The organism is Pseudomonadota bacterium, from assembly GCA_022361155.1.
In the GTDB taxonomy this organism is placed as follows: Bacteria; Myxococcota_A; Polyangia; order Polyangiales; family JAKSBK01; genus JAKSBK01.
This window is the reverse complement of record JAKSBK010000034.1, coordinates 25,061-47,321: the sequence shown is the minus strand read 5'-3', so window position 1 is coordinate 47,321 and position 22,261 is coordinate 25,061. Positions and strand designations below refer to the sequence as shown.

General features: G+C 61.6%; 10 protein-coding genes. 4 read left to right on the top strand and 6 right to left on the bottom strand.

Annotated elements, in window-relative coordinates; translation table 11 throughout:
• Nucleotides 1–603: 603 nt before the first annotated feature.
• From MJD61_01120 to MJD61_01095, 6 genes are all read right to left on the bottom strand, one after another.
• Complete coding sequence (locus MJD61_01120; protein ID MCG8553882.1) at nt 604–2,748, bottom strand: prolyl oligopeptidase family serine peptidase; 2,145 nt, start codon at nt 2,746–2,748, stop codon at nt 604–606.
• A 336-nt stretch (nt 2,749–3,084) separates the two neighbouring features.
• The gene (gene malQ, locus MJD61_01115; GenBank protein ID MCG8553881.1) at nt 3,085–5,190 is read right to left on the bottom strand and encodes a 4-alpha-glucanotransferase; all 2,106 of its coding nucleotides are present in this window, start codon (nt 5,188–5,190) and stop codon (nt 3,085–3,087) included.
• A gap of 35 nt (nt 5,191–5,225) precedes the next feature.
• Entirely contained in the window at nt 5,226–5,408 is a 183-nt protein-coding gene (locus MJD61_01110) for a hypothetical protein (GenBank protein MCG8553880.1), read from the bottom strand.
• 211 nt (nt 5,409–5,619) lie between these two features.
• A complete protein-coding gene (gene treS / locus MJD61_01105) occupies nt 5,620–8,946 on the bottom strand; it encodes a maltose alpha-D-glucosyltransferase (protein ID MCG8553879.1) in 3,327 nt (1,108 codons plus the stop codon).
• A 65-nt stretch (nt 8,947–9,011) separates the two neighbouring features.
• Nucleotides 9,012–10,982 (bottom strand): alpha-1,4-glucan--maltose-1-phosphate maltosyltransferase, encoded by a 1,971-nt coding sequence (locus MJD61_01100; GenBank protein MCG8553878.1) that lies wholly within the window; start codon nt 10,980–10,982, stop codon nt 9,012–9,014.
• 361 nt (nt 10,983–11,343) lie between these two features.
• Nucleotides 11,344–13,959, bottom strand: a complete 2,616-nt coding sequence (locus MJD61_01095; protein ID MCG8553877.1) for a TonB-dependent receptor — start codon at nt 13,957–13,959, stop codon at nt 11,344–11,346.
• A gap of 783 nt (nt 13,960–14,742) precedes the next feature.
• On the opposite strand from MJD61_01095, the gene MJD61_01090 reads away from it, so the two are divergent.
• The 4 genes from MJD61_01090 (at nt 14,743) to MJD61_01075 (ending at nt 22,144) form a co-directional block, all read left to right on the top strand.
• Complete coding sequence (locus MJD61_01090) at nt 14,743–16,416, top strand: hypothetical protein (GenBank protein MCG8553876.1); 1,674 nt, start codon at nt 14,743–14,745, stop codon at nt 16,414–16,416.
• A gap of 5 nt (nt 16,417–16,421) precedes the next feature.
• Nucleotides 16,422–20,150, top strand: a complete 3,729-nt coding sequence (locus MJD61_01085; protein ID MCG8553875.1) for a tetratricopeptide repeat protein — start codon at nt 16,422–16,424, stop codon at nt 20,148–20,150.
• Entirely contained in the window at nt 20,143–21,606 is a 1,464-nt protein-coding gene (locus MJD61_01080; protein MCG8553874.1) for a tetratricopeptide repeat protein, read from the top strand. Before MJD61_01085 ends, MJD61_01080 begins: the two co-directional genes overlap by 8 nt.
• A 292-nt stretch (nt 21,607–21,898) precedes the next feature.
• Nucleotides 21,899–22,144, top strand: a complete 246-nt coding sequence (locus MJD61_01075) for a hypothetical protein (GenBank protein MCG8553873.1) — start codon at nt 21,899–21,901, stop codon at nt 22,142–22,144.
• Nucleotides 22,145–22,261: the final 117 nt, after the last annotated feature.

Here is a 22,261-nt window from a genome sequence, read left to right as displayed (position 1 = left end):
GGCTGGCTCCGCCACGATCTTCGCCCGCGCGCCTAACCAAGCGCCAAAAAGACGCGCTTCAAGCCCCGGGATTCGGTGGGTGCCTTGCTTGATCCAATTGGCCAGCGCCGTTTAGACGCGCTTTTCCACCCCCGGCGACAGTAATCCAACGATGCCAGGAAGGGGCCGGCCGCTCTACAGCTTCAGCGTTGAGGCTTGGGGATATCCGGGCGGGTGCGGTGGTGGCGGCCAGCTCGCCGCCCACAACGCCCCCGAGCCAGTCACCACGCAAGTCGTCCGGGCGGGGGGTCTCGCGCGCAGGGACCGGCGGGGGGTCCTGATGTTTGAGCGCTGACGGACGCTATCGTGCAGCGAGCATCTCCGAGCCGGCCCCCCGGTGTGCCTCCGGCACAGGGCGCGAGTCCGGGGGTACCGCCGGGCCCGAGCACGAGACCCCCCGCCCGGACGACGCCAGGTCATCCCTACCCATCTCCGCTCTTTGCCGTTCACTCCAAAAACACCTACGAAAGTGCTGAACTCGAGCCGAGTCTTGGGGTGCTATCGCGGGACCGACCCCGATACGGAGCCCGATACCAATGCTGATCAATGGAGCGCTTTTCGCAGCTATTTTCGGCTTTTCCCAATGACTCCGATCTCTTCGGAACTAAAGTGATCGGCATTGGAGCCCGATGCGGGGGCCGAGGTCCGATGCGGAGGCCGAGGTCCGATTGCGATTGCGGATTGCGGATTGCGAAGACGGATGTCGGGTTCGGACATGGGACCCCGGGTTCCGGGTTCCGGGGTTCGAAGTTCCAGGCCCAGCCGCTTGGCCAGGAACACGTACGCCAGCGCCGCCATGTGTGCGCGCTGCTCGTTGTTGGCGGCGCCGCCGTGGCCACCCTCGATGTTCTCGTAGTACAGCGGCCTGTAGCCCATTCGGTCCATGCGCGCGACCATCTTGCGAGCGTGTCCGGGATGCACGCGGTCGTCGCGCGTCGAGGTCATGAAGAGCGCGGGCGGGTAGTTGGTTTGCATCTTGAGGTTCTGGTAGGGCGAGTACTTCGAAATCCACGCCCATTGCTCGGGATCGCTGGGATCGCCGTACTCGCCGACCCAAGATGCGCCGGCAAGCAGGACGGAGTAGCGACGCATGTCGAGCAGCGGCACTCGGCACACGATGGCGCCAAAGAGCTCCGGGCGCTGGGTCAACATCACACCCATCAGCAGGCCGCCGTTGGATCCGCCTTGAATACCCAGACGCTCGGGACGAGTCACTTTGCGTCGTATCAAGTCCTGTGCGACTGCCGCGAAATCGTCGTAGGCACGCTGGCGCTTGCTCTTGAGTGCCGCCTGGTGCCAGCTCGGACCGTATTCGCCGCCGCCACGGATGTTTGCCTGCACGTACACCCCGCCATGTTCCAGCCAAGCCGCTCCCGCAACCGCTCGATAGCGAGGCTTGAGGCTGATTTCGAAACCACCGTAACCGTAGAGCAGCGTCGGGTTATTGCCATCGAGCCTGAGGTCTCGCTTCGAGACCTGGAAATAGGGCACCTGCGTGCCATCCGCCGAGGTGGCGAAATGTTGCGAGACCTCCAAGCCGGAAGCGTCAAAGAACGCAGGAGTCTGCTTGAGCTGCCTGCGGCGCTTGCCCAAGGTCGCGTGCGACAGCGTCGAAGGCTGCGTGAAGTCCGTGGCGGTAAACCAGTACGCATCGGACTCGTTCGCTTCGACGGCACCGGCCGAAAACGTGCCCAGACCCAACCCTTCGAGTGGGCGCCGCCGCCAGCGCTTGCCTTTCAGCGTCCAGATCCAGAGCCGGCTTTTGACGTGCTCCAGCTCGTTGACGATCAGGGCTGTCTTGAGCCGTGTGACATCCTCCAGCGACTTGGTTGGTTCCGGCGTGAACAAGGCTGTGAACCCCCGTCGCCCGTCCAGGAAAGCCGAAAGGTTGGTCGCGAGCAGCGAGCCCTTGGACCACGTCCGGTCCTCGAGCTTCCAGTCGTCGCGCAGAGTCACCAGCAGCTGATCATCCCAGGTGTCGATCATGGCCGAGTCCGGAACTTCGATGCGTACGAGCCCATCTTGCTCGAGCAGGAAATGCTGTGAGCTGTAGAAGGTCACGTTGCGGTACACGAAGTCGCGCACGTGGCCATGGTCCCAAGATCGGTACGCTCCCACGGTCACGTCGCTACGCTTCCCCTCGAAGATGGGCTTGGCCGCGCTCAGCGGCGTTCCGCGTTTCCAGAGCTTGACCTGCCGTGGATAGCCCGAGTCGGTCATCGAGCCCGGACCGAAGTCCGTTCCCACGTAAAGCGTGTTGCGATCCCGCCAGGCTACGTGGGACTTGGCCTCGGGCAAATAGAAGCCGTTCTTCACGAACGCTCTGCGGATGGTGTCGAACTCCCGGACAACGGTGGCGTCTGCCCCACCTCGCGACAGGCGTACGAGGCAGCGGGTGCGTTTGGGGTAGAGGCACACGGCGCCCTTCCAGACCCAAGACTCCCCTTCCTTGTCGGCGAGCGCGTCCACGTCGAGCACGGTCTGCCACCTGGGCTTGCCCTTTCGATACGCCCGAAGGCTTGAAACGCGCCGCCACAGCCCCTTGGGGTGGTCCGCATCACGCCAGAAGTTGTAGTAGTGGCGTCCCCGTTTCCTGACCCACGGGATCTTGTCCGACGAGTCCAAGATGGCGAGTACGCGCTTGCGCAAGGGCTCGAAGCCGGGCTCGGCCTCGAGCTCAGCTTGCGAACGCTCGTTGTGTGTCCGCACCCATGCCAGCGCTTTTTGGCCGGTGATTTCCTCCAACCATAGGTTTGGATCGGTGTCCCGCCCTGTGTTCAGCGGGACTTCGGGCGGCCGAGGCGTTGCCCTGCTTGACGAGCTCGCATGAACGGCAGATGGCGCGGATCGCACGGGTGCCGGCGGCCGAGTCGCGTTCGAGCGCGCTGGCAGCGAGCCGCTGGGTGTGGAGCGCGTCCCGCAGCCGGCTGCTAACAGCAATGGCCAGACGATTGCGATCCACGAAGCCTTCATGAGGTCACGCTAACCTAAGCGCCGAGCGATCTCCAGACCCGCGGGCGCGGCTGCGTTCGATAGATCTGGCGCTCAACCGGCGCCATCCGTAACAGCTCTTGCCGCGTCGATCCGCTCCAGCAGCCGGATCAGCTCGTGTCTTTGTTTGATCTCCGGTAGCGTGAGTTGGAGTTTCCTGCGCCAGTTGGGTCGCTCCTCGGCCGTGGCCGGCACGTTTTGGGGCTCGCGCTCGAGCCAGAGGTCTTCCAGGTTTACGAGCAGCACCTGCGCGGGGCTCGAGGCGTACCTCACGAGAATCGCCGCTAGGACTTCGAACAACTGGTTCCGCTCTTGGGTCGAGGCGGCAAGCCCTAGCCTCTGCATCAACACGATGCGGGCCTGGGCCCGCTCCTCGTAGACGTCCATGGCTTGGCCTGGTGCGATGAGATGTCTTGAAACTCGATCCTCGATGTCCGAGCCCTGCCACCAGCTCGCGAACGGCACCATGTCGTGGGTGTTGATGCTCGCGACAACCGCCGGTGGGACTTGCTCGAGGGGATCGCGCTGGCTGCCTTCCAGCTCGTACTGCAGCACGTGCATGCGGTGCACGCCGGCTTGTTTCATGCTGTGTCGGACCTGCGCCGGCACCGTGCCGAGATCTTCTCCGACCACCAGGGTACGGTGCCGCATCGATTCGATGGCCAGCACGGCGTAGAGCTCTTCGGGACGGTAGCGGACAAACACGCCCTCGCTGGCAGGCATGCCCTCCGGGATACAGTACGCGCGATGCAGTCCCATCACGTGGTCGATGCGGAGCGCACCCGCACAGCGCATGTGATGACGAATGCACTCGATGAAATACCGGTAGCCCTGTCTCCTGAGGCCGCCCGGGTCGAGCGGGGTGATGCCCCAATGTTGACCCGCGGTGAACACCACGTCGGGCGGGGCGCCCAGCGAGCAGCCTTGCAGAAACGCGTCGCGCTCGCGCCACGTGTCGTAGCCGGCGTCGTGTACTCCGAGCGGCAAATCGAGGTACAGCCCGACCCCCAGCGAGCGGGCTCTGTCACCGAGGGCCTGCATCTGCTGGAAAGAGCGCCACTGAACATACAGGTGATACTGGACGTCGGCCTCGCGGTAATCGGCGCTGGCCAGCCGGCCGGAGCGTTGAGGCTCGGGCCATAGCTGCCACGGCTTGCGCGAAAGGTCGGTTGCCGCTCGAAACTCGGCATAGTCCCGCAGCGCAGGCTTGGCGCGGATGAAGGCGTCGAGCGATTCTTTGGCGACACCATTTTCCACAAAGGCTGCGCGCGCAAGCTCGCCGAGCACGCTGCGCTTGAGCGCCATCTGGCGACGATAGTCGACCAGAGGCTGCGCGCGCAGAGCATCCACTTTGCGCATGAACACTTCGGATTTGACTGCAGAGCGGGCCGCACGTGCTTCCGCGGTCTCGAGCAGCTTGTGGAGGTCGAGGTAGAATTCGTTCCAGAACATCCGGCTTACCGGCGCGTACGGGCTCGGGTCGAAGGGCTCATCGAGGAACGTGGCAAGTAGGGGAAGCGTGCCGAGCACCTGGCCTCCGAGCGTGGCAAGCCAGTCCAAGATGGCTTCGAGATCGCTCAGGTCACCCGCTCCGAGGCTCCGATCCCCGCGCAGAGCGTACACGGGTGCAAAAAGGCCCCATGAACGCCCCTCGAGCTGAAAGCTCCGCCTGGGCGGGCAGAGAATGAGCGTTTCCCACGGCCGGTCAGCTAGCTCGATCCGGGCACGATGGTAGCCGCACGGCAGCGGCCGATCGAGCCGAAGCTGCTTGTCGACGACCTGCTCCCCGGCCACGTCGTGCGCTTTCACGCCGGGCAGGTCAGAAAGCGCCCCCTCGCTGACGAGGGCCTCGCCGTCCTCGAGCTCGATGCGAGCCCTGTAGCCACCCGTTGTCGGGCCGCTCACACGCAGCGTCAGGGCTGGCCGCCGGTCGACCTGGCATACGGTCACCGGCTCCAGGCATTGACGCAGCCACTGTCGCCGGCAAACAACCAGCGCATCCGGCGCGTCCGCAAGCGAATCCATCGGCGCACCAAGCTGCCGCAGAATCGCCAATAGCGCCGCTTCGCCTGCGCGCCTGGTGTTGCGCCAGGCGTCCTCGTAGCAGGTCTCGACTTCATGAAGCCGGGCAAGGTGTTCGAGGGCTTGACGTGCGTCCATGATGCCGACCGTGCTCGCTTACAAAGACACCGATCTCACCGGCAATGCCGTTTTGAAACAAAGCCGGCCATCGGTGGAAAGCCGATCATGCCGAAGGCGGCGACGGAAAGGGCAGGATTTGTCAGGGGTAGGCGCCGCGCAACTCCCCTCAGCGAGGCGATCGCGTGAACGCCAAGCACGCCGAAGCCGGGGATGAGAAGCCGGAACGCCAGCCGCAAGTCCGAGCTCCCCGCGATCGTGGTGCTCGCCAAGAACCCTCCGTCCACGAAGTCCAGCGGACCGACGAGCGTTCGCAGCCAAAGCGTGCGCCGGGAAGACTCCCGCCTTGAGGCACAGCCCCGCGCACGCTAGAGCCAGGACTTCGGCGCCCGTGGCGACGCTTGCGGAACGGCGAGTAGTCGCCCTCATAGGTCATCCCGTGTCCCCTGCTCATCCCTGCACCGCGCCCTGCGCCAGAAGCTGCTCCAGCCCGGACAGCGGAATGCACACCCAGTCCGGCCTATGGTTCAACTCGTAGCCAAGCTCGTAGATGCACTTCTCGAGCAAGTAGAACTCCAGCAACCTGCCAGTGTCCTCCTCGCGAGCCGGGACGCCAGGGCTTGCTTTGGCGCGATCGAGATACGTGCCGAGAAATAGCGCGCTCACCCACTCCGCCCAGGCCCGACTCCAGGCACCCAGCCGCTGCATCTCGGTTTCCGTTTCTTGACACTCCCGTAACGCGGTTTCCGCGGCGTAGTGAAACGACCGAATCATACCCGCAACATCGCGCAGGGCCGAACGCTTGAAGCGACGCTCGGTGATCGACCGCGCTGGCTCCCCTTCGAAGTCGATGATCACGAAGTCCTTACCGGTGTAAAGCACCTGCCCCAGGTGATAATCGCCGTGGCAACGAATTCGCTGGGCTGCGATCCTGCCGGCTGCGATCGCGCGCAACTTGTGGTCGATGGCATCGCTCCGACTCAACAATCCGTTGGCACGGTCACGGTCCGCGTCCGAAAGACTGTTCACGTTGGAGCGCAGGGAGTCCATGCTCGCCGCCAGCCGCGACCGCGCGGACTGGTACATCGAACGCTGGTAGAGCTCCGAGAATGCTTCGGGACCAAAGCTCGGGTCACGGCGCCGCGAGCCAAGCGCCACATGCAGCTCCGCCGTTCGCTCTGCGAGGAGCCGAACCAGCGGCACGTACGGTCCGAGCGTCTCCTCCATCACTTTGGGCGGCGTCTCGAGCGCCCGTTTCACCAATCCACCCTCCGGGAACTCCGCTTTGACATCAACCGGTTGTGCCAGCGCCTGCTCGTAGTAGCGTTGGATCACCTCCAATGTGAATGTCCAGGCATCACCGCGGTTCGGAATGAACCTCTGCAGCGCCCCAACCAGGGCAGGCTCCTTCTTCTGGGTTTCGTACTGCAGCGTCCCGAGCACCTCCGGTGCCTGCCGAAACGTCGTACTCTCGTTGAGAAAACGGACGACTTCCACGTCCGCATTGACCCCTGGCTCGATCAGGCGCTGGAGCTTCAGGATCGCAACTTCACCGAACGCGATACTGGTGTTGGTCTGTTCCACGCCCATCGAACGCGGGGTACTTCGAGCTGCTTCGCGCGCGGTTTCGGTCCCCTGCTGCACCCAACCCACCAAGCGCCCCTTGCCGGTCTTCAGGCCCCGGCGGCTCGCCATCACCGCCAAAAGCTGTCGTGCAAAGTCCTCGATCAGGCTGGCCTCACAGACGATGCTGGCAGCTTCGTTGGAAAGATCCTCATCCTTGCCCGCCTTGGCCAACACCGCCGCCGGATGTGCCTTCAGCACACCGGCTGCCTCAGCACCGCTGCATATCCCCAGCGGCAGCAGGTAGATCTCGCTCGACCCCTGATAGAAGTCCACCTGCAGCAGCACGAGCAAGCTCGCCCTGCCAACCGCAGCCTCGTCAACCACCTGTACGTTCCGTATCCGCCTGGCCTTGGATCTAAACCAACGCTGCCGCGTCACATGTTGCGTGAGCAGCCCTTCCAGCCTTCCCCTCCCCGGCCGCTCCAAAAGCACTTTCAACTCCCCCACATCCCGCAACTCCGGGACATCCCCCCCGCCCGTGGCCGGAGCGCTCGGCTCCGTCAACTGAAACCAAAAAAAAGCGTGTGGGCTCAACGAGAGCGAGTATGGTCCCTCCGAAATCGCAGGAAACGGCGTGCGTCCAAAGAGCTCCTCCGGAACCGACCCCGCGTAGTCCGCCAAGTCCAGCTCCACGTGCTGGCAGAAACGCGCAAGATTCGCCACTACAAGAATCCGCTCCTGCTCGTAGGACCGCACGAACGCGAACACCTTGTTGTTGTTCGGCCGCAGCAGCTTGAAGGCCCCCCGCCCGAAGGCCGCGTGTCTCGTCCGCAGCGTGATCATTCGCTTCATCCACCACAACAGCGACGATGGATTGCCAAGCGCTGTCTCCACGTTCACCGCTTCGTAGTGGTATTCCGAGTCGATTATGACCGGCAGATATAGCCGCTGAGGATTGGCCCGCGAAAAACCCGCGTTGCGATCCGGGCTCCACTGCATGGGTGTTCGTACACCGTCGCGGTCGCCCATGTAGATGTTGTCCCCCATGCCGATCTCGTCCCCGTAGTAGACAACCGGTGTGCCCGGAAGCGAGAACAGCAGCCCGTTCAGCAGCTCGATCTTCCGTCGCGCCCTAAGCAGCGGTGCCAGTCTCCGGCGTATGCCGAGGTTGATCCGCGCCTGCCGATCCTCCGCGTATACGCGCCACATATAGTCCCGATCCTCGTCCGTTACCATTTCCAGCGTCAGCTCGTCATGATTACGCAAAAAGATGGCCCACTGACAATTCTCCGGGATCGCAGGTGTCTGATCCAGAATATCGACGAGCGGAAACCGGTCCTCCAAATGTAAGGCCATGAACATCCGCGGCATCAGAGGAAAATGGAAGTTCATGTGGCACTCGTCTCCATTTCCGAAGTATGCCGCCGAATCCTCCGGCCATTGGTTGGCCTCTGCAAGCAGCATGCGATCCTTGTATTTCCCGTCGATATGCCTCCGAAGCTCCTTAAGGAATGCGTGCGTTTCCGCAAGGTTCTCGCAATTGGTTCCCTCCCGCTCATATAAGTACGGCACGGCATCCAGTCGCATCCCGTCCACACCCATATCCATCCAGAAATCCACGATCTTGAGCAAGCTCCTATGAACCTGCGGGCTATCAAAGTTCAGATCCGGCTGGTGAGAATAGAAGCGGTGCCAATAGTAGGCTTTTGCCACCGGATCCCAAGTCCAATTCGACGTCTCGAAGTCCTTGAAGATAATCCGGGTGTCGGAATAGCGCTCCGCCGTATCACTCCACACATAGAAGTTGCGCTCCCGGCTGCCAGGCGGGGCTTCACGCGCGCGCTGGAACCACGGATGCTCGCTCGAAGTGTGGTTGATAACGAGCTCCGTGATCACGCGCAGGCCGCGCGCATGCGCCTCCCGTAGAAAACGCTTGAAGTCCGAAAGCGTGCCATGCGCCGGGTTCACGCTCGTATAATCCGCAATGTCGTAGCCATCGTCGCGCAGCGGCGACGGGTAGAAGGGAAGCAGCCAAATGGCGGTGACACCCAGATCCCGGAGATAGTCGAGCTTGCTGATAAGGCCCTGGAAATCTCCTATGCCGTCTGCATTGGAATCGCAAAATGCGCGGACGTGGAGTTCGTAGATGACGGCATCCCTGTACCACTGGGGTTCGCTCTCTGGCTCCTGACGCGGGCGGCGACGGCTCATCTAGTGTCCTGTATCCGTGCGGAGGGCGGCGAGCAATTGGCGACGGGCTAGCTGCTCCTTCGTCCTCACGCGCTTGTAGCCGGTTGCTGCACGATGAAAAGGTGGGCCGGGACGCGCTGCGGGTCCAGCTCCACATAGTTGCGCCCGCCACGCCAAGGGTAGCGCGCACCCGTGAGGACGTCGTGGACCTCGTAAGCGCTGTCTTCTTCAACACCAAGCAGCTTGGGGTCCAGCTCAACCCATCCTGATTGCTTGTAGCGATAATCCAAGTTGACTACGATTAGAACCCGACTCTCGCAGTCGTCGCTATGCTTGCTGAAGCATAGGAGCTGGTTGTTGTCCGTGGGGTGAAAACGTAGATTGCGATTATCCTGCAAGGCTGGCTGGGATTTGCGCGTTTGATTGATGCGGGTTATGATCGAGCGCAGGCTTTTCGGTTCGCGTAGGTTCCATGACCTAATTTCGTACTTCTCGTTATCGAGATATTCCTCGGATCCAGGCCGGGCTACGTGCTCCATGAGCTCGAATGCGGGTCCGTAGATACCGTAGTTGCTTGCGAGTGTAGCGGCTAGGACGAAGCGAGCGATGAAGGCCGGCCGGCCACCGTGCTGAAGGTGCTCCGGCAGAATATCTGGCGTGTTTGGCCAAAAGTTAGGTCGAAAGTAGCTGGCCAGCTGCGTGGTTGTGAGCTCTTCGAGGTACTGTTGAATTTCCCAACGGGTGTTTCGCCAGGTAAAGTACGTATACGATTGAGAGAACCCTGCCTTGGCGAGCGCGGCCATGAGCTTGGGTCGAGTAAAGGCCTCGGCAAGAAACACCGTATCCGGATGTTGCTTGTAGATTTCGGACAGGCACCAGGCCCAGAAGGGAAGCGACTTGGTATGTGGATTGTCGACACGGAAGATCCGGATACCCTGTTCGATCCAATAGATAAGAATGCTATAAAGCTCTTGCCATAGTGGCCACCAATCTCTGGAGCCGAAATCGAAAGGATAGATGTCCTGGTACTTCTTGGGCGGGTTCTCGGCATACTGAATCGTGCCATCCGGACGCTGTTTGAACCATTCGGGATGCTCCTTCACGTAGGGGTGGTCCGGCGAAGCTTGAAACGCAATGTCCATGGCCACCTCCAAATCATGTTCGCGGGCCGCAGACACTAGATGGCGAAAATCGGTCGGGGTTCCGAGCTCCGGGTGGATCGCTTTGTGGCCGCCCTGGGAGGAGCCTATGGCCCATGGACTGCCGGGGTCTTCAGGCTGGGCTTCGAGAGCGTTGTTCCTGCCTTTGCGGTAGCTCCTGCCGATGGGATGAATGGGTGGCAGGTACAGGACGTCAAAGCCCATGGAGGCCACGTAGGGCAGCACGGCCTCGACATCCGCAAAAGAGCCGTGCTTGCCGTTGCTGCCGGTCGAGCGTGGAAAGAGCTCGTACCAGGCCGAGAATCGCGCCTTGGTCCGCTCGGCGCGTACCTGCAGGACATGGTCGTAGCGCGTACCACGACTGCGGTCCGGATAGGCAGCCATCAGGTCGGAGAGACCGATGCCCAGCGCAGCCTGTTTGGCCGTTGTGGTGTCGGGATCGCGCAAATCCAGGGCGAAGCGCTCGAGCAGGGCGTGATCCCCCTCGTGTTTTCTCCAAGCGCGTTCGGCCGCTTGTTCTACCAAGTCTGCCCCGACGAGCAGCTCGAGCGCTACTTCCTGCTTTGCCTGGATCCGCTTCTGCAGGCGAGCGCGCCAAGTTGCAAAGTCGTCGACCCAGGCCTCGAGCGTGTACTCCCACAGGCCGAGCTCCGTGAGGTCGAAGCTGGCTTCGAAGCGGTCGTTCACCAGGAGATCAAGGGGCGTCTCGCTCCAGCTCCCGCCCTGCCCAAACCGATACAGCACCACGCCTGCCACGGCGTCGTGGCCATCCGCCACCAAGTCGGCCTGGACCGCGAACCGATCGCCAAGAATGGCCTTGACCGGCCAACGGCCGCCATCGATCTCCGGCCGAACGCCCTCGATCCAGACCCGGTTCACTACATCGGGAGGAAGCATGCTGATTCTCTAGTCTCGAGTTCAGCACTTTTGTAGGTGTTTTTGGAGTGAACGGCAAAGAGCGGAATGTACCGCTGCCGGGTCGGCCCGGTGGTCGGGACGTTTTGCGGGGTCGGCCGACGTGCACGATGTGCGCGCGGTAGTCAAGCCCACGAGCTGAGCCTAGGCGCGCGCACGCCGGCCTCGACGCGCGCGCCAACCCGGCGAGCGAACTGGCATGCGGGTCGGCGCGCGCTGCGCCCCCGCAAAACATCCCGACCACCGGGCCTGCATGTTTGGGGTGGCTGCTGCCCTCCGCGTCTCCTGGGCGGTCACGGCTGTTTCCCGGGCGTCCCTTCCCAGCTACGAAGGCGCACCATGTTCACAGTCGCGCAACGCCACGCAAGTAGACCATACCGCCGTGATAGCCGACCGGACTGCGGCGGGGCCAGGGAAGTCCGTTCGCCATACGTGTGGGTACCTCATCGGGGAAGTTGTTGAGCATGTTGTTGGCGCCGAGCATTAGCGAGAACCGGCGGTCGATGCGGTAGGTCAGCTGGGCATCCAAGAGCACCTCGCCACCGACCGAGTATTGGGGATCTTCGTCTTGGTGCGAGCCGTAGTAGTTGGCACGCAGCATCAACGACCATTTGCCGAGATTCTGCGTTGCGGTGGCAGCCAGGTGGTGCCTGGGCAAGGCGTTCTCGATGTTGGCTTTGCGCCGTTCGTTCACGGCGATGTTCGTTTGTTCGGCAACCTTCGTTCTGTTGAAATTGTAGGCCAGGCTGACGTTCATATCGCCGGCACCCTCCAAGGCGAAATCTGCCCAGTCAAGATCGTAGAGCAGCACCACATCGAGGCCAGTCGTCACCGTATCCAGACCATTGGTGTAGAAGCGGATCTTCTGATACGTCGGCGAGCCCGGAGGGGCCGCCATGGCCGAGACATCGATGTCGGCCGCCATCACGATGCGGCCCTCGACGGCAATGCGATACGCGTCGGCCGTCAGCCGTAGAGAGCCGGTGGGTTGGGTGGTGAAGCCGAAGCTCACGTTCACCGACTTCTCCGGCTGCAACAGCCGGCCCCCGTGCGGCCGGGCCACCTCGTCGGTTGGCCGCACGGTTCCGGTTAGCTGCTGCTCGATGGTTCCGGGCACGAAGACCGTTGCAACGTTTGTCAGGTTGGACTGGCCCGGCGTCGGAGCACGAAAGCCCGTAGACGCGGCACCGCGCAGCGTCAAGAAGTCCGTGGCGGCGTAGCGAGCTGCCAGCTTGCCATTCAGGGTCGAGCCGAAGCTCGAGAAGTTCTCGAACCGGCCTGCACCCTGGAGAAGCAGATCCTCATTCGCGTCCCACTCGGTGTCCGCATAGAAGGCCCAATTGGTGCGAGTCCATGCGCCCGCCATGTCTGGGGATGTGCCCTGGTAGCCGTTGGCTCCGATGAGCGGTTCCGTGTACGGCATGCTCATCATGGTCATCGGGTCGATCATCGCCGTCGGGTCGCGGAGACTGCTCACGCCGCTCCACCTTCCGGCTTGCCAGGAGGCATCGTCACCCTGGTACATGGTGAACTCCTCGCTGCGCCATTCTGCGCCCCAGGCGAGATTGAGGCCCTCCGTGATGCCATAGGAAAAGTCGGCATTGAAATTGAGATCCCTTTGTTGTAAGTCCCCCGGCTTGAACACCGTGGGTGACTCGGGGCCCCAGGACGGATTGATGCTGTCGTTCAGCGTGTAGCTGATCCGGTTCATGCCGAAGGCGCCGCTGAGATCGTACTGAACACCGAACGGGAAGGCACCGCCCACACCGGCAACCTGGCTGAAGTCGGTGATGAAGCCCTCAAGGCGCGGCGTGAAGCCGACGGGCCACTGGCCTTGGTCCGACCAGCTGAAATTGCCTTTCGAGGGATCCATCGGATCGAGCGGCAACGGGGTGCTCACGCCGGACTTGTTGGGCTCGCGGTAGAAAAAGCCGTAGTTGCCGTAGGTGCGAGCAAAACTGCCGAAGAAATAGGGCCTGACGTCTTCGGTGACCGGCAGCCCGCCGTTCCAGAACAAGCGCAGGCCCCGGCTTTGGGGACGGCCCCACACCTGGGCGGGATCGGGCACGTCTTGCACTCCCATGTCCGTCAATGCTCGCGCCTTTTCGTGCTGGCCACCTCGGGACAGTTCTTGGGAATCCGTGTACTCGGCGCTGAGGCTGAGAAAGCCCTCCGGGCCCAGGGGCAGGCCCAGGTTGCCAGCGATCTGAAACTCGTGCTCGCCGCCGTACCATTGCCCGACTCGGGCCTGCACCTCACCGCCCTGTGCATTGTCCTTGAGGATGTAGTTGATCACGCCGGCAATGGCGTCCGAGCCGTACTGCGCCGCCGCACCGTCACGCAACACTTCCATGTTCCTAAGGGCAATGGTCGGGATCATGCCGACGTCGACGGCCTGAGCGCCCTGGTTCATGGCGGCGCCGCCAAGGGCCACCAGCGCGGAACGATGTCGGCGTTTGCGGTTAACCAACACCAGCGTTTCGTCGGGCGGCAAGCCACGCAGGGAGCTCGAACGAATGAAGGCGCTGCCGTCTCCGGTGTAGGACGTGGCGGCAAAAGAAGGCACGATGTTCTTCAGGATCTCCGTCATATCCCCGTTGCCCTGCTGCTGCAGCGTCTCGACCTTGAATGAGTCGATAGGAACCGCGGAATCCATGCTGGTGCGGCCCCCGAAGCGCGTACCTGTCACGAGCAACTCCTCGGGGGGCTCCGAATCCCCGGTCTCCGCCTCGGCGCCGGCCGTGCCGGAAGCCTCCGACCCGCTGTGCGGAGCAGGACGCTCCCCAGCCGAGCCCACCGGGGCAAATGACTCGGAATCGCCAGCCGCGGCATCTTGAGGGAGCGATTCTTGCGCCGCCGCGAAAGCGGGCATCACGAGTACTGGTCCCAAGGCTGCGATGAACGGCCAACCGGCCACCCCGAGCATCCGTCTCGCTGTAAGCGTGTTGACGTTTCTCATTTTCCCATGCGCTCCACGACTCTTGTGCGTTCCACGACTCTTGTGCGTTCCACGACTCGGGTCTTGTGCGTTCCACGACTCGGGACGCCTTCTCCCCGTCTGTCGTGCCAAGGCCGCTCCGGGGTTAATACAATGAGCGATTCGAGTCAATCCTATTGCATTCGGCGCCTGCCTCCCTTGCATACACGCGCTCCGACTTCGAGAGGGTCGTCTCGTGCATCACGAGTGGTTCTTCCCTCACAGCTAGGACTTTTGATGATTGGCTGCACGACTTGCTTGTCCGCTACGGAGACGCGGAGCCCGGCAGCCGCCCTGTACGCAAGAGCAGCACATTCACCAAAGCCGGCCCCCAGCAATCCCGGGCGATGAACGCTCTTCAAGCGAGACAACTCGTGCCCGCCGCTGGCGGTGTTGCACCTCCTCGAATATGCGCTGCACAGCATCGAAATGAACCGCAGTCATCGTCGGTGCGCCTTGCCAGCGACCGCCAGCCCTCGACGCCAATCGATCACATCCCTGGCAAGCGGTACTAGTGCCCTAGCAGTTGTCCGGCCGGCGCGAAGTGCCTTGCAACCTTTCGAGGGCGGCCCCCTTGACAAGCTCTTTTTCCGGTCACTATTATCACGGCTCTACAGAGGCTAACCTTCCGAGATTGCTGAGGCTTTCCTGATTTCTTTCACCCCGCGACGGAGTCAGAACGGGCCGCGGGCCGGTTTGAGTACGGGTTCGATCCAGCGCGAGCGGCGACATACCGGGTCGGCGGCAGCAGCGGGCGGAGGAACGATGAGCCATAGCCTAACGAAGATGAGCGCCAGCGTGACGTCGTTGGCGACCCTGCTCGTGTGCTCGCACTTCCCTTCACCAGGTCCGGTCAAGGCGCAGGACATGGTTTTTGGCATGGACGAGGCCTCGACCGGTCGCCGAGGCCGGGTCAGAGGGGGGCCGCCGTCGCGGGTCCTGGCCAACGCGTTTCGCATGTACCAGCGCGAGCGCTACGAGGAGGCGGCCGTCCAGCTCCAGCGAGTAGTGCAAGGCGAAACCCGCGACGCCCCTGCGAACGTACAAAAGGCCCAGTTTTTTCTGGGCAAGACCCTGTATCACCTGCAGTTCTACCAGTCTGCTCTCTCGCTTTTCGACGAGATCAGCGAGAAACGCAGGCGCCACGTGTTCTTCGACCAGACGCTACAATGGTTGGCTCAGCTGGCTTCGCAGCTTCCAGAGTCGGCAGGAATAATCCAGAAGATCGGTCGCTTCGGCATGAAGCAGCTGGATCGGTTCAACACACCCGACAATTTCGATCTGTATAACCAGCTGCTGTACCTCATGGGTCGCTCCAAGTATCAACAGGGGGAGTTTCGTCAGGCGATCGCCCTGTTCGAGCGTGTCAGTCGAGAGTCGCGGTGGTACGTCCAGTCCCGGTTCTTTCAAGGGATCTCACATATCCGAATGCGCAGGGCAAAGCCGGCTATCGGATCGTTTCGCGCCATTCTCGATGCTCTGGAGCGTGGCGTCGAAGGTGTTGAGGACGAGGAGCGCATGCGCGATCTCGCCTGGATCTCGTTGGCGCGCACATACTACACGGCGGCGAACCGAACCACGGAGGAGGGTGAGCGGGATGTCAACCCGCAGCTGCTAGGCAACGCGGTGGAGGCTTGGAACCGGATCGGCCAGGGCAGCGAGTACTGGCTTGATGCATTGTTCGAGGCGTCGTGGGCGTTGTTCTTGGCAGACGAGTACGCTCGAGCGCTGGGCAACGTGCACACGCTCTTTTCTCCCTATTTCGAGAACGCCTTCTATCCGGAGGCCCTCGTGCTCAAGGCGGTGGTCTTCTTTTCCAACTGTCAAATGAACAATGCCGCCGCAATGGTTGAGCTTTTTCACAATTACTACGATCCAGTCAAGCGGCGACTGGAGGATTTGTTGGAGAAATACAAAGATAACGAACAGTTCTTCACGTTCCTCAAGCGAGTGCGTTCGGGGCAAGCAGAGCTGCCGACGGCAGTTCGCGCCGTTGTGGCCTCTGCGCTGTCGGATCGCACCGTCGTGCGCAACCTCGAGTACGTACGCCTGCTGGAGGAGGAGGAGAAGAGGATGAATGGAGCCCCGGCCGCGTTCAGGAATTCGGGCGTCGGGGCGCGCATATTGCAAGACGTCCTGGTGGCCAAGTCGTTTGCGATAGATCAGGCCGGCGACCTGGCCAAAGCTCGCTACAACCGTCTGCTGAACGAGTTGCAGGACCTGTTCAACCAAATCGACACCGTGGACCTGGAGGTCGCGACGTACGAGCGCGGTCAGCTGTCCCAGGAGCTGCAGGCTCAGTCGAAGATCGCCGCTGAGTCGACGGGAGGTGAAGTGGAGGTTGATTCTGAGCATCAGCTCTGGCCGTTCGATGGGGAGTACTGGCGCGACGAGCTCGGCTTCTATCGCCAGCAGGTCACTTATCGGTGCGGGAGGTAGCTAACATGCAGAGGTACCGAAGGGCGCTGCTCATCTTGATCTCGCTGGCGTTCGCGTCGTTGCTCGGTTTCGAGATTGGGAGCGCAAGCGCGAAGAAGCGCCGGTCACAGGTCAAGCGAGCCTCGCGGGCTTCCGCGGCCCTCGACGCGCAGCAGCCAAAGGCGGCTGCAAAGGACGAGAAAGCCGAAGGCAAGGAACGGAAACCGGAAGGCGGCTACTGCATCTCACCGGCTGCACCCAAGGCGATCTCTGAGTGCCCGGACTACCAGCCCAAGAGCAGGCTGAGAAGAAGTCGGGCTCCCCGGTCGCGCCTGCGCCAGGCCAAGCGCAAGGCGGAGCCGAAGAAGGACACCAGGCCCAAGGGACCTTCCTTCGAAATCGATCTGGCCACCTTGACCGCCCGAGACCGCATCAAGAGCAAAGCTCAGTCGCTGCTAAAGAAAGAGATCCGCATCACGCAGCGGCTGATCCGCAACACGCGCAAGAATCACCCCCAGCGTCCCGACTACTTGCTGCGCTTGGGCGAGGGCTACTTCGAGCTCATGCAGCAGCAAACAGTTGCTTTGCGCAACCTGGACGATCCCATTTTCGCCGCGTGCAAGGAGAAGAAGGACGCCGGTAGATGCAGGCGCCTCCAAGGACAACAGAAGACCGCATTTGCGGCGCTCAAGAAGACTCGCGAGGCGAACATCCGCACCCTGGCCACCCTCGTGCAGGACCACCCGCACTTCCGGCGTATGGACGAGGTGCTGTTCCAGCTCGGCTTCGCGTTGGAGGAGATGCGCCAGAACGACCGGGCCCTCAAGGTCTACCGCAAGCTGGTGAAGGGTTATCCGCAGAGCCGCTTCATTCCGCATGCCTACCTTTCCTTTGCGGAGCACTACTTCGGCAACGGAGAGATGCGCGCTGCGCTGACCTTCTATCGGAAGGTGACCGACGTGCCACCTGGGCGTAATCCGGTTTACGGATACGCGGTCTACAAACAGGCTTGGTGCCATTACAACTTGGAGGACTACCGCCGCTCACTGCAGTCGTTTGTCGAGACCGTCGAATTCGCGCAGAAACACCCCGAGGCGAAGGACGTCAAGAATCTGGCCAAGCAGTCCCGGCGCGAGATGGTGATGCCTTACGCGCAGGTAGGTAATCCGACCCGGGCGCTGGAGTTCTTCCGGCGCTACGCCGATAACGACAAGCACGCGCTGGAGCTGCTCGAGTCCCTGGCGGAAATCTACTACGATACCGGAAATTGGCGGAACACCATCGCCGTCTACCACGCACTCATGGCCGAGCAGCCACGGTCGGGCAGGGTCTGCTTCTGGCAGAGTCGAGTCACCAACGCGGTCGTCTCCAGCAGAGCCAAGAACAGGCAGGTCACCGAAATCGAGCGCCTTGTCGATCTGTACGAGGCATTTGTCGGAGGGTCGTACTCGGACGAGGACAAGCGCAAGTGCAAGCAGGCGGCAGCCTCGGTCCTCATCGATCTGGCTACCGCCTGGCACCGAGAGGCCATCGGCACCGATTCGCAGCCTGGCACCAACGATCGCAGCACCATGGAGTTGGCGTCGCGACTGTATCGACTGATCACGAAGAAATTCCCCGAGATGGAGCAGATGGAGTTTCCCGAGATCGACCGCAGGGACTGGCCCACGCTCTATCGTGTCAGCTACTTTCAGGCCGAGCTGTTGTGGAAGATGGAGGACTGGGGACAGTGCGGTCCCGCCTTCGACAAGGTCGTCGAGATCAACCCGCAAGGCGAATTCACCTCCGACGCCGCTTACGCTGCCGTGCTTTGCTACAACAATCTGTACCAGCAGACGTTCAAGCGGAGGGAGACGCAGCTCCGAGGCAGCAAGGGCAGGGGGCAGAAGTCGGCTCAGATCGCCAAGTTCAGGCCTCGCGACTTCACCAAGCTCGAGAGTGGCATGCTCAGCGCGTTCCAGCGCTACGTTTGTTTTGTTCCGGATAGCCAGGATCTGCCGCAAATCAAGTATCGTCGGGCTCGGATCTACTACGAGTCCAATCACTTTGAAGAGGCGGCGCTCCTGTTCAAAGACATCGCTTACAACCACAAAGAAAGCGATCTAGCGGTCTATGCCGCCAACTTGTACCTGGATTCCTTGAATGTTCTCGCCAGCTTCACGAAGCCGCGACGTCCCAGCTGTTACGATGAAATGAACGACAGCATCGAGCCCCTTTACGGCATCTATTGTGCCGGCGAACAGGCCAAGGAGGATCACCAGGACCTGTGCGGAGTGCTCGAACAGCTGCGATGCGATCTCTTGCGCAAGAAGGCCGAAGCGTATCAGGAGAACGAGGAGTACAAGAACGCCGCCAAGGTCTACGTGGGCATCTTCCGCAAGTACGCCGAGTGCGGCCGGCTCGACGAGGTGCTGTACAATGCCGCGTTGAACTTCGAGGCCGCGCGGCTGCTCGGGCGCTCGATCAAGGTGCGCAAGGTGCTGGCGGAGCGCTTTCCGAAGAGCAAGCTGGCCCGGCGCGCCGTCTTTCTAATCGGTGCCAACTATCACGCGCTCGCCATCTACAGCACGGCCGCGGACTACTACGAGCAGTTTGCACGCGAGTACCCCAAGGAGGATGGACGGAGCTGCACCGCGAAGGAAAAACGCACTGGCGTGTGCGCAATTGCTCACGATGCGTTGCAGAACGCGGTGTTCTTCCGCCTGGGTCTAGGCGACGAGGAAAAGGCAGTCGAGGACGCGAGCCTCTTCGAAAGACACTTCAAGCGCAAGCACCCGCGGCAAACATCGCAGGTCGTGTACTCGCTGGGTTCGATCTACGAGCGAGACGAGAACTGGAGCAAGGTCGTTTCGCACTATCAGAAGTACCTGCGGACCTACGGTCGTATGGCCATGCCGCACGAAAAGATCCAGGCGAACGTGGAGATCGGTCGTGCTTATTGGCAGCTGGGCGACAGGAAGAAGAGCGTCCGGGCCTACAAGGTGGCGTCGGATCTGTGGCGCAAGGGAGCCGCAAAGAGGATCGCCAAGCTACCGGTTGAAGCGGCCAAGAAGCAGCGCTACTCGGCTGTAGCCAAGGTCGCGGTCGGGGAGGCCCTTTTTCGCCAATCCGATCAGCTTTTCGAGAGGTTTAGAGCGATAGAGTTTCCCATATTCAAAGGGAAGGCTACCGGGAAGATAAAGAAGAGCAAAAAGAAAAAGAAGAAGAAGTCGCGACGTTGGAGCCGCAAGCTCCAGAAGGCTCAGAAGAAGCGGATGGAGACGTTTCAGAAGTGGTTGCAGAACGACTTCGTCAAGTGGATGAAGAGCAAAGAAAAGGCCTTGACCGCGGCAAGGGTGTCCTACGAGCAGATTGCGAAGCTGAAGGTGCCGCAATGGGATATCGCTGCCGCTGCCCGCATCGGCGACATGTATCGAGAGATCGTGGACCAGTTCCGTGAGGCACCGGTACCGCCGGTGTTCGAAAAGGACGAGGAACTGGTCGACATCTACTACCAGTCGCTGGACGAGCAGTCGCAGCCGTGGGTGATGAGGGCCAAAGACGCCTACGAGTTTTGTTTGATCACGGCAACGAAGGTGCGCTGGTTCAATGAGTTCATGACGCAATGTGAGACGGAGCTGTTCAGGCTCGATCCACGCAAGTATCCAAGGGCGGCGGAGCTCAGGGGCAGGGGTCGCTACATTCACACGGCGGAGGCAAGACCGGACGTCGTGGATTTGGGCTTGGGCGACGAAGAGGAGCAAAGCGATGGTTAGGCGACGCCTCAGGCGCGTGGTCGTCGGTTTCTGGTTGGGGCTGTTGGCCCCGAGCATGGTCGGATGCGGAGGGGGCGCGGCGGCAACGGGTGGAAGCAAGGTGTCGCGAGTCACTAGGGACAAGCGTGCAGTGGATGAGCGCGGGCGCGTGGTGCGCGTGGCCGGAGGCCAAACGGTGAGTGTGGATGCGCACAACTACTGGCTCGAGGGCAAGGAGGCTTTCGCCAAGTACGAGAAGGGGACCTGGAACGACGAGCAATGCGCAGAAGTGATCGAGCTTTTTCAGAAGGCGTCGGACGCGCAGGGGGGCTTCGTAGAGGCGCTTTACATGGCAGGCCTGACCCACGAGCGCTGCGGCCGGAGCGGCCCGGCGCTGAAATTCTATCGCAAAGCTCACAATGTGAGCCCCAAGTACTGCCGTGCGCGGGTCGCGCTGGCGATCGAGGCGATGAAGAGAGGGGACGACTCGCACGCACGGCGGGAGCTTCACGAAGCTGTGCGCGCAGACCCGCAGTGCACGGAAGGCTATGTCAACTTGGCGATCGTTCAGCACCGTGCGGGCGGGGAGGAGAACAACCGGGAAGCGCTCAATAACCTGCGTCGCGCGCTGGCTATCAACGCGTCGTACTTGCCTGCCTTCAACGAGATGGCCCTGATCTATCTGGACGAAGCTCGGGGCAACAAGAAGATGCTCGATCTTGCGGAGGTTGTGTGCAGTCAGGCGCAGAAGATCGACAAGGACTACGCACCCATTTATAACACCTGGGGGCTAATCGATTTGCGGCGTGACAAGATCATTGCGGCCGCGGCCAAGTTCAAGCGCGCGATCGAACTGGATCCTCAGATGTTCGAAGCATACATGAACTTCGGGCAGCTCACGCTGGGTTTCAGGGGGTATGCGGACGCTAAGGATGCGTTCATCAAGGCCCTGGAGGCGCATCCCGACAAGTTCGACGCTCATATTGGCCTGGGCATGGCTCATCGTGGGCTGGAGGAGAACGACAAGGCCAAGGCCGAATACGAAAAGGCGATGAAGCTGCGGCCGCGGAGAGCAGAGCCGTACTATAACCTTGGCGTGCTCCACCAAGACTTCATGAATGCGCAACCGGCGGAGCTTAACCAGGCCGCAAAATACTATCGGAGCTTCTTGGCCAAGGCTGGTGAAGCACGACGCTACGCGAGTCAGGTCAGTGAGATCACGAGAGTCTGCAAGCGCAAAAAGACGCGACGCAAGCGCAAGCTAAAGAGTCACAAGTGCATTGCCGGCAGGCTTCAGAACATTCGCGACACGCTGCAGGCGCTCCGCGAGATGGAGAAGATGGAGCGCGAGATGGCAAAAATGCAGGAGATGCAGAAGGAACAAGAACGGCGGGAGCAGGAGCAGTTGAAGCGCGAAGAAGAACGAAAGAAAAAGGAAAAAGGGAAGAAAAAGGAAAAAGGGAAAAGGAAGAAGTGAGAGCTTGGATCGGGGTTGAGGGCCGTATGGCTAGCGCCCTGAAGCGGCAAGTATTTGCATGACTCCGCGGGCAAATCGCCGGACCGATGGCGTTTGGCCAGGGAGCTCAGGCTTCGTTGGTGGGATTGTCCTGATCGTGTCAGGATAGTACACTGCGCCCAAAAAGCCTCGGTGGACAAGCCATTGATGACAGGCCGTTGATGACAGGCCGTTGAAGAAATGTGCGTTTCGAGCGGCGACATCGAGGAGCGTGGGTTTGCTAGGCAAGCGGTGCCCGCGTGCGGAGGAAACGATGAGGGCAGTAGGAAGTGTGCTGTTTGCAGGGGTGCTGGTGGCGTTGGGCAGCGGGCCGGCCGCCGCTCAGGATAGCGCGGACAACGCCACCACGTACGATTTCGAGGACGATTTGGTTCAGGGCGACTTGGTGCGTCCGGACGGAGAGATGCTTCACGTCAGGCGGCGTGGCGCGAGAAGCTCGTTGATCAGGATCCGCGAGCATTTCATCCCAGAGATGCTGAAATCGGTGGAGGACCTCTAGACCAAGGTCTAGCTAGTGTTGGGATAGGCGGTCCGGTCCGCCCGACCGGGGTTGGCCGCGAGGGAAAAGCTGATTGGCCGACGGCAGTCGGACGTTAAGAAGTGACGGCAAGCGGGG

Bases quoted from the DNA above. Each gene is read 5' to 3' on its own strand.
- malQ (MCG8553881.1), bottom strand. From the start codon at position 5,190: ATGGACGCACGTCAAGCCCTCGAACACCTTGCCCGGCTTCATGAAGTC.
- treS (MCG8553879.1), bottom strand. From the start codon at position 8,946: ATGAGCCGTCGCCGCCCGCGTCAGGAGCCAGAGAGCGAACCCCAGTGG.
- MJD61_01100 (MCG8553878.1), bottom strand. From the start codon at position 10,982: ATGCTTCCTCCCGATGTAGTGAACCGGGTCTGGATCGAGGGCGTTCGG.
- MJD61_01095 (MCG8553877.1), bottom strand. From the start codon at position 13,959: ATGAGAAACGTCAACACGCTTACAGCGAGACGGATGCTCGGGGTGGCC.
- MJD61_01090 (MCG8553876.1), top strand. From the start codon at position 14,743: ATGAGCCATAGCCTAACGAAGATGAGCGCCAGCGTGACGTCGTTGGCG.
- MJD61_01085 (MCG8553875.1), top strand. From the start codon at position 16,422: ATGCAGAGGTACCGAAGGGCGCTGCTCATCTTGATCTCGCTGGCGTTC.
- MJD61_01080 (MCG8553874.1), top strand. From the start codon at position 20,143: ATGGTTAGGCGACGCCTCAGGCGCGTGGTCGTCGGTTTCTGGTTGGGG.
- MJD61_01075 (MCG8553873.1), top strand. From the start codon at position 21,899: ATGAGGGCAGTAGGAAGTGTGCTGTTTGCAGGGGTGCTGGTGGCGTTG.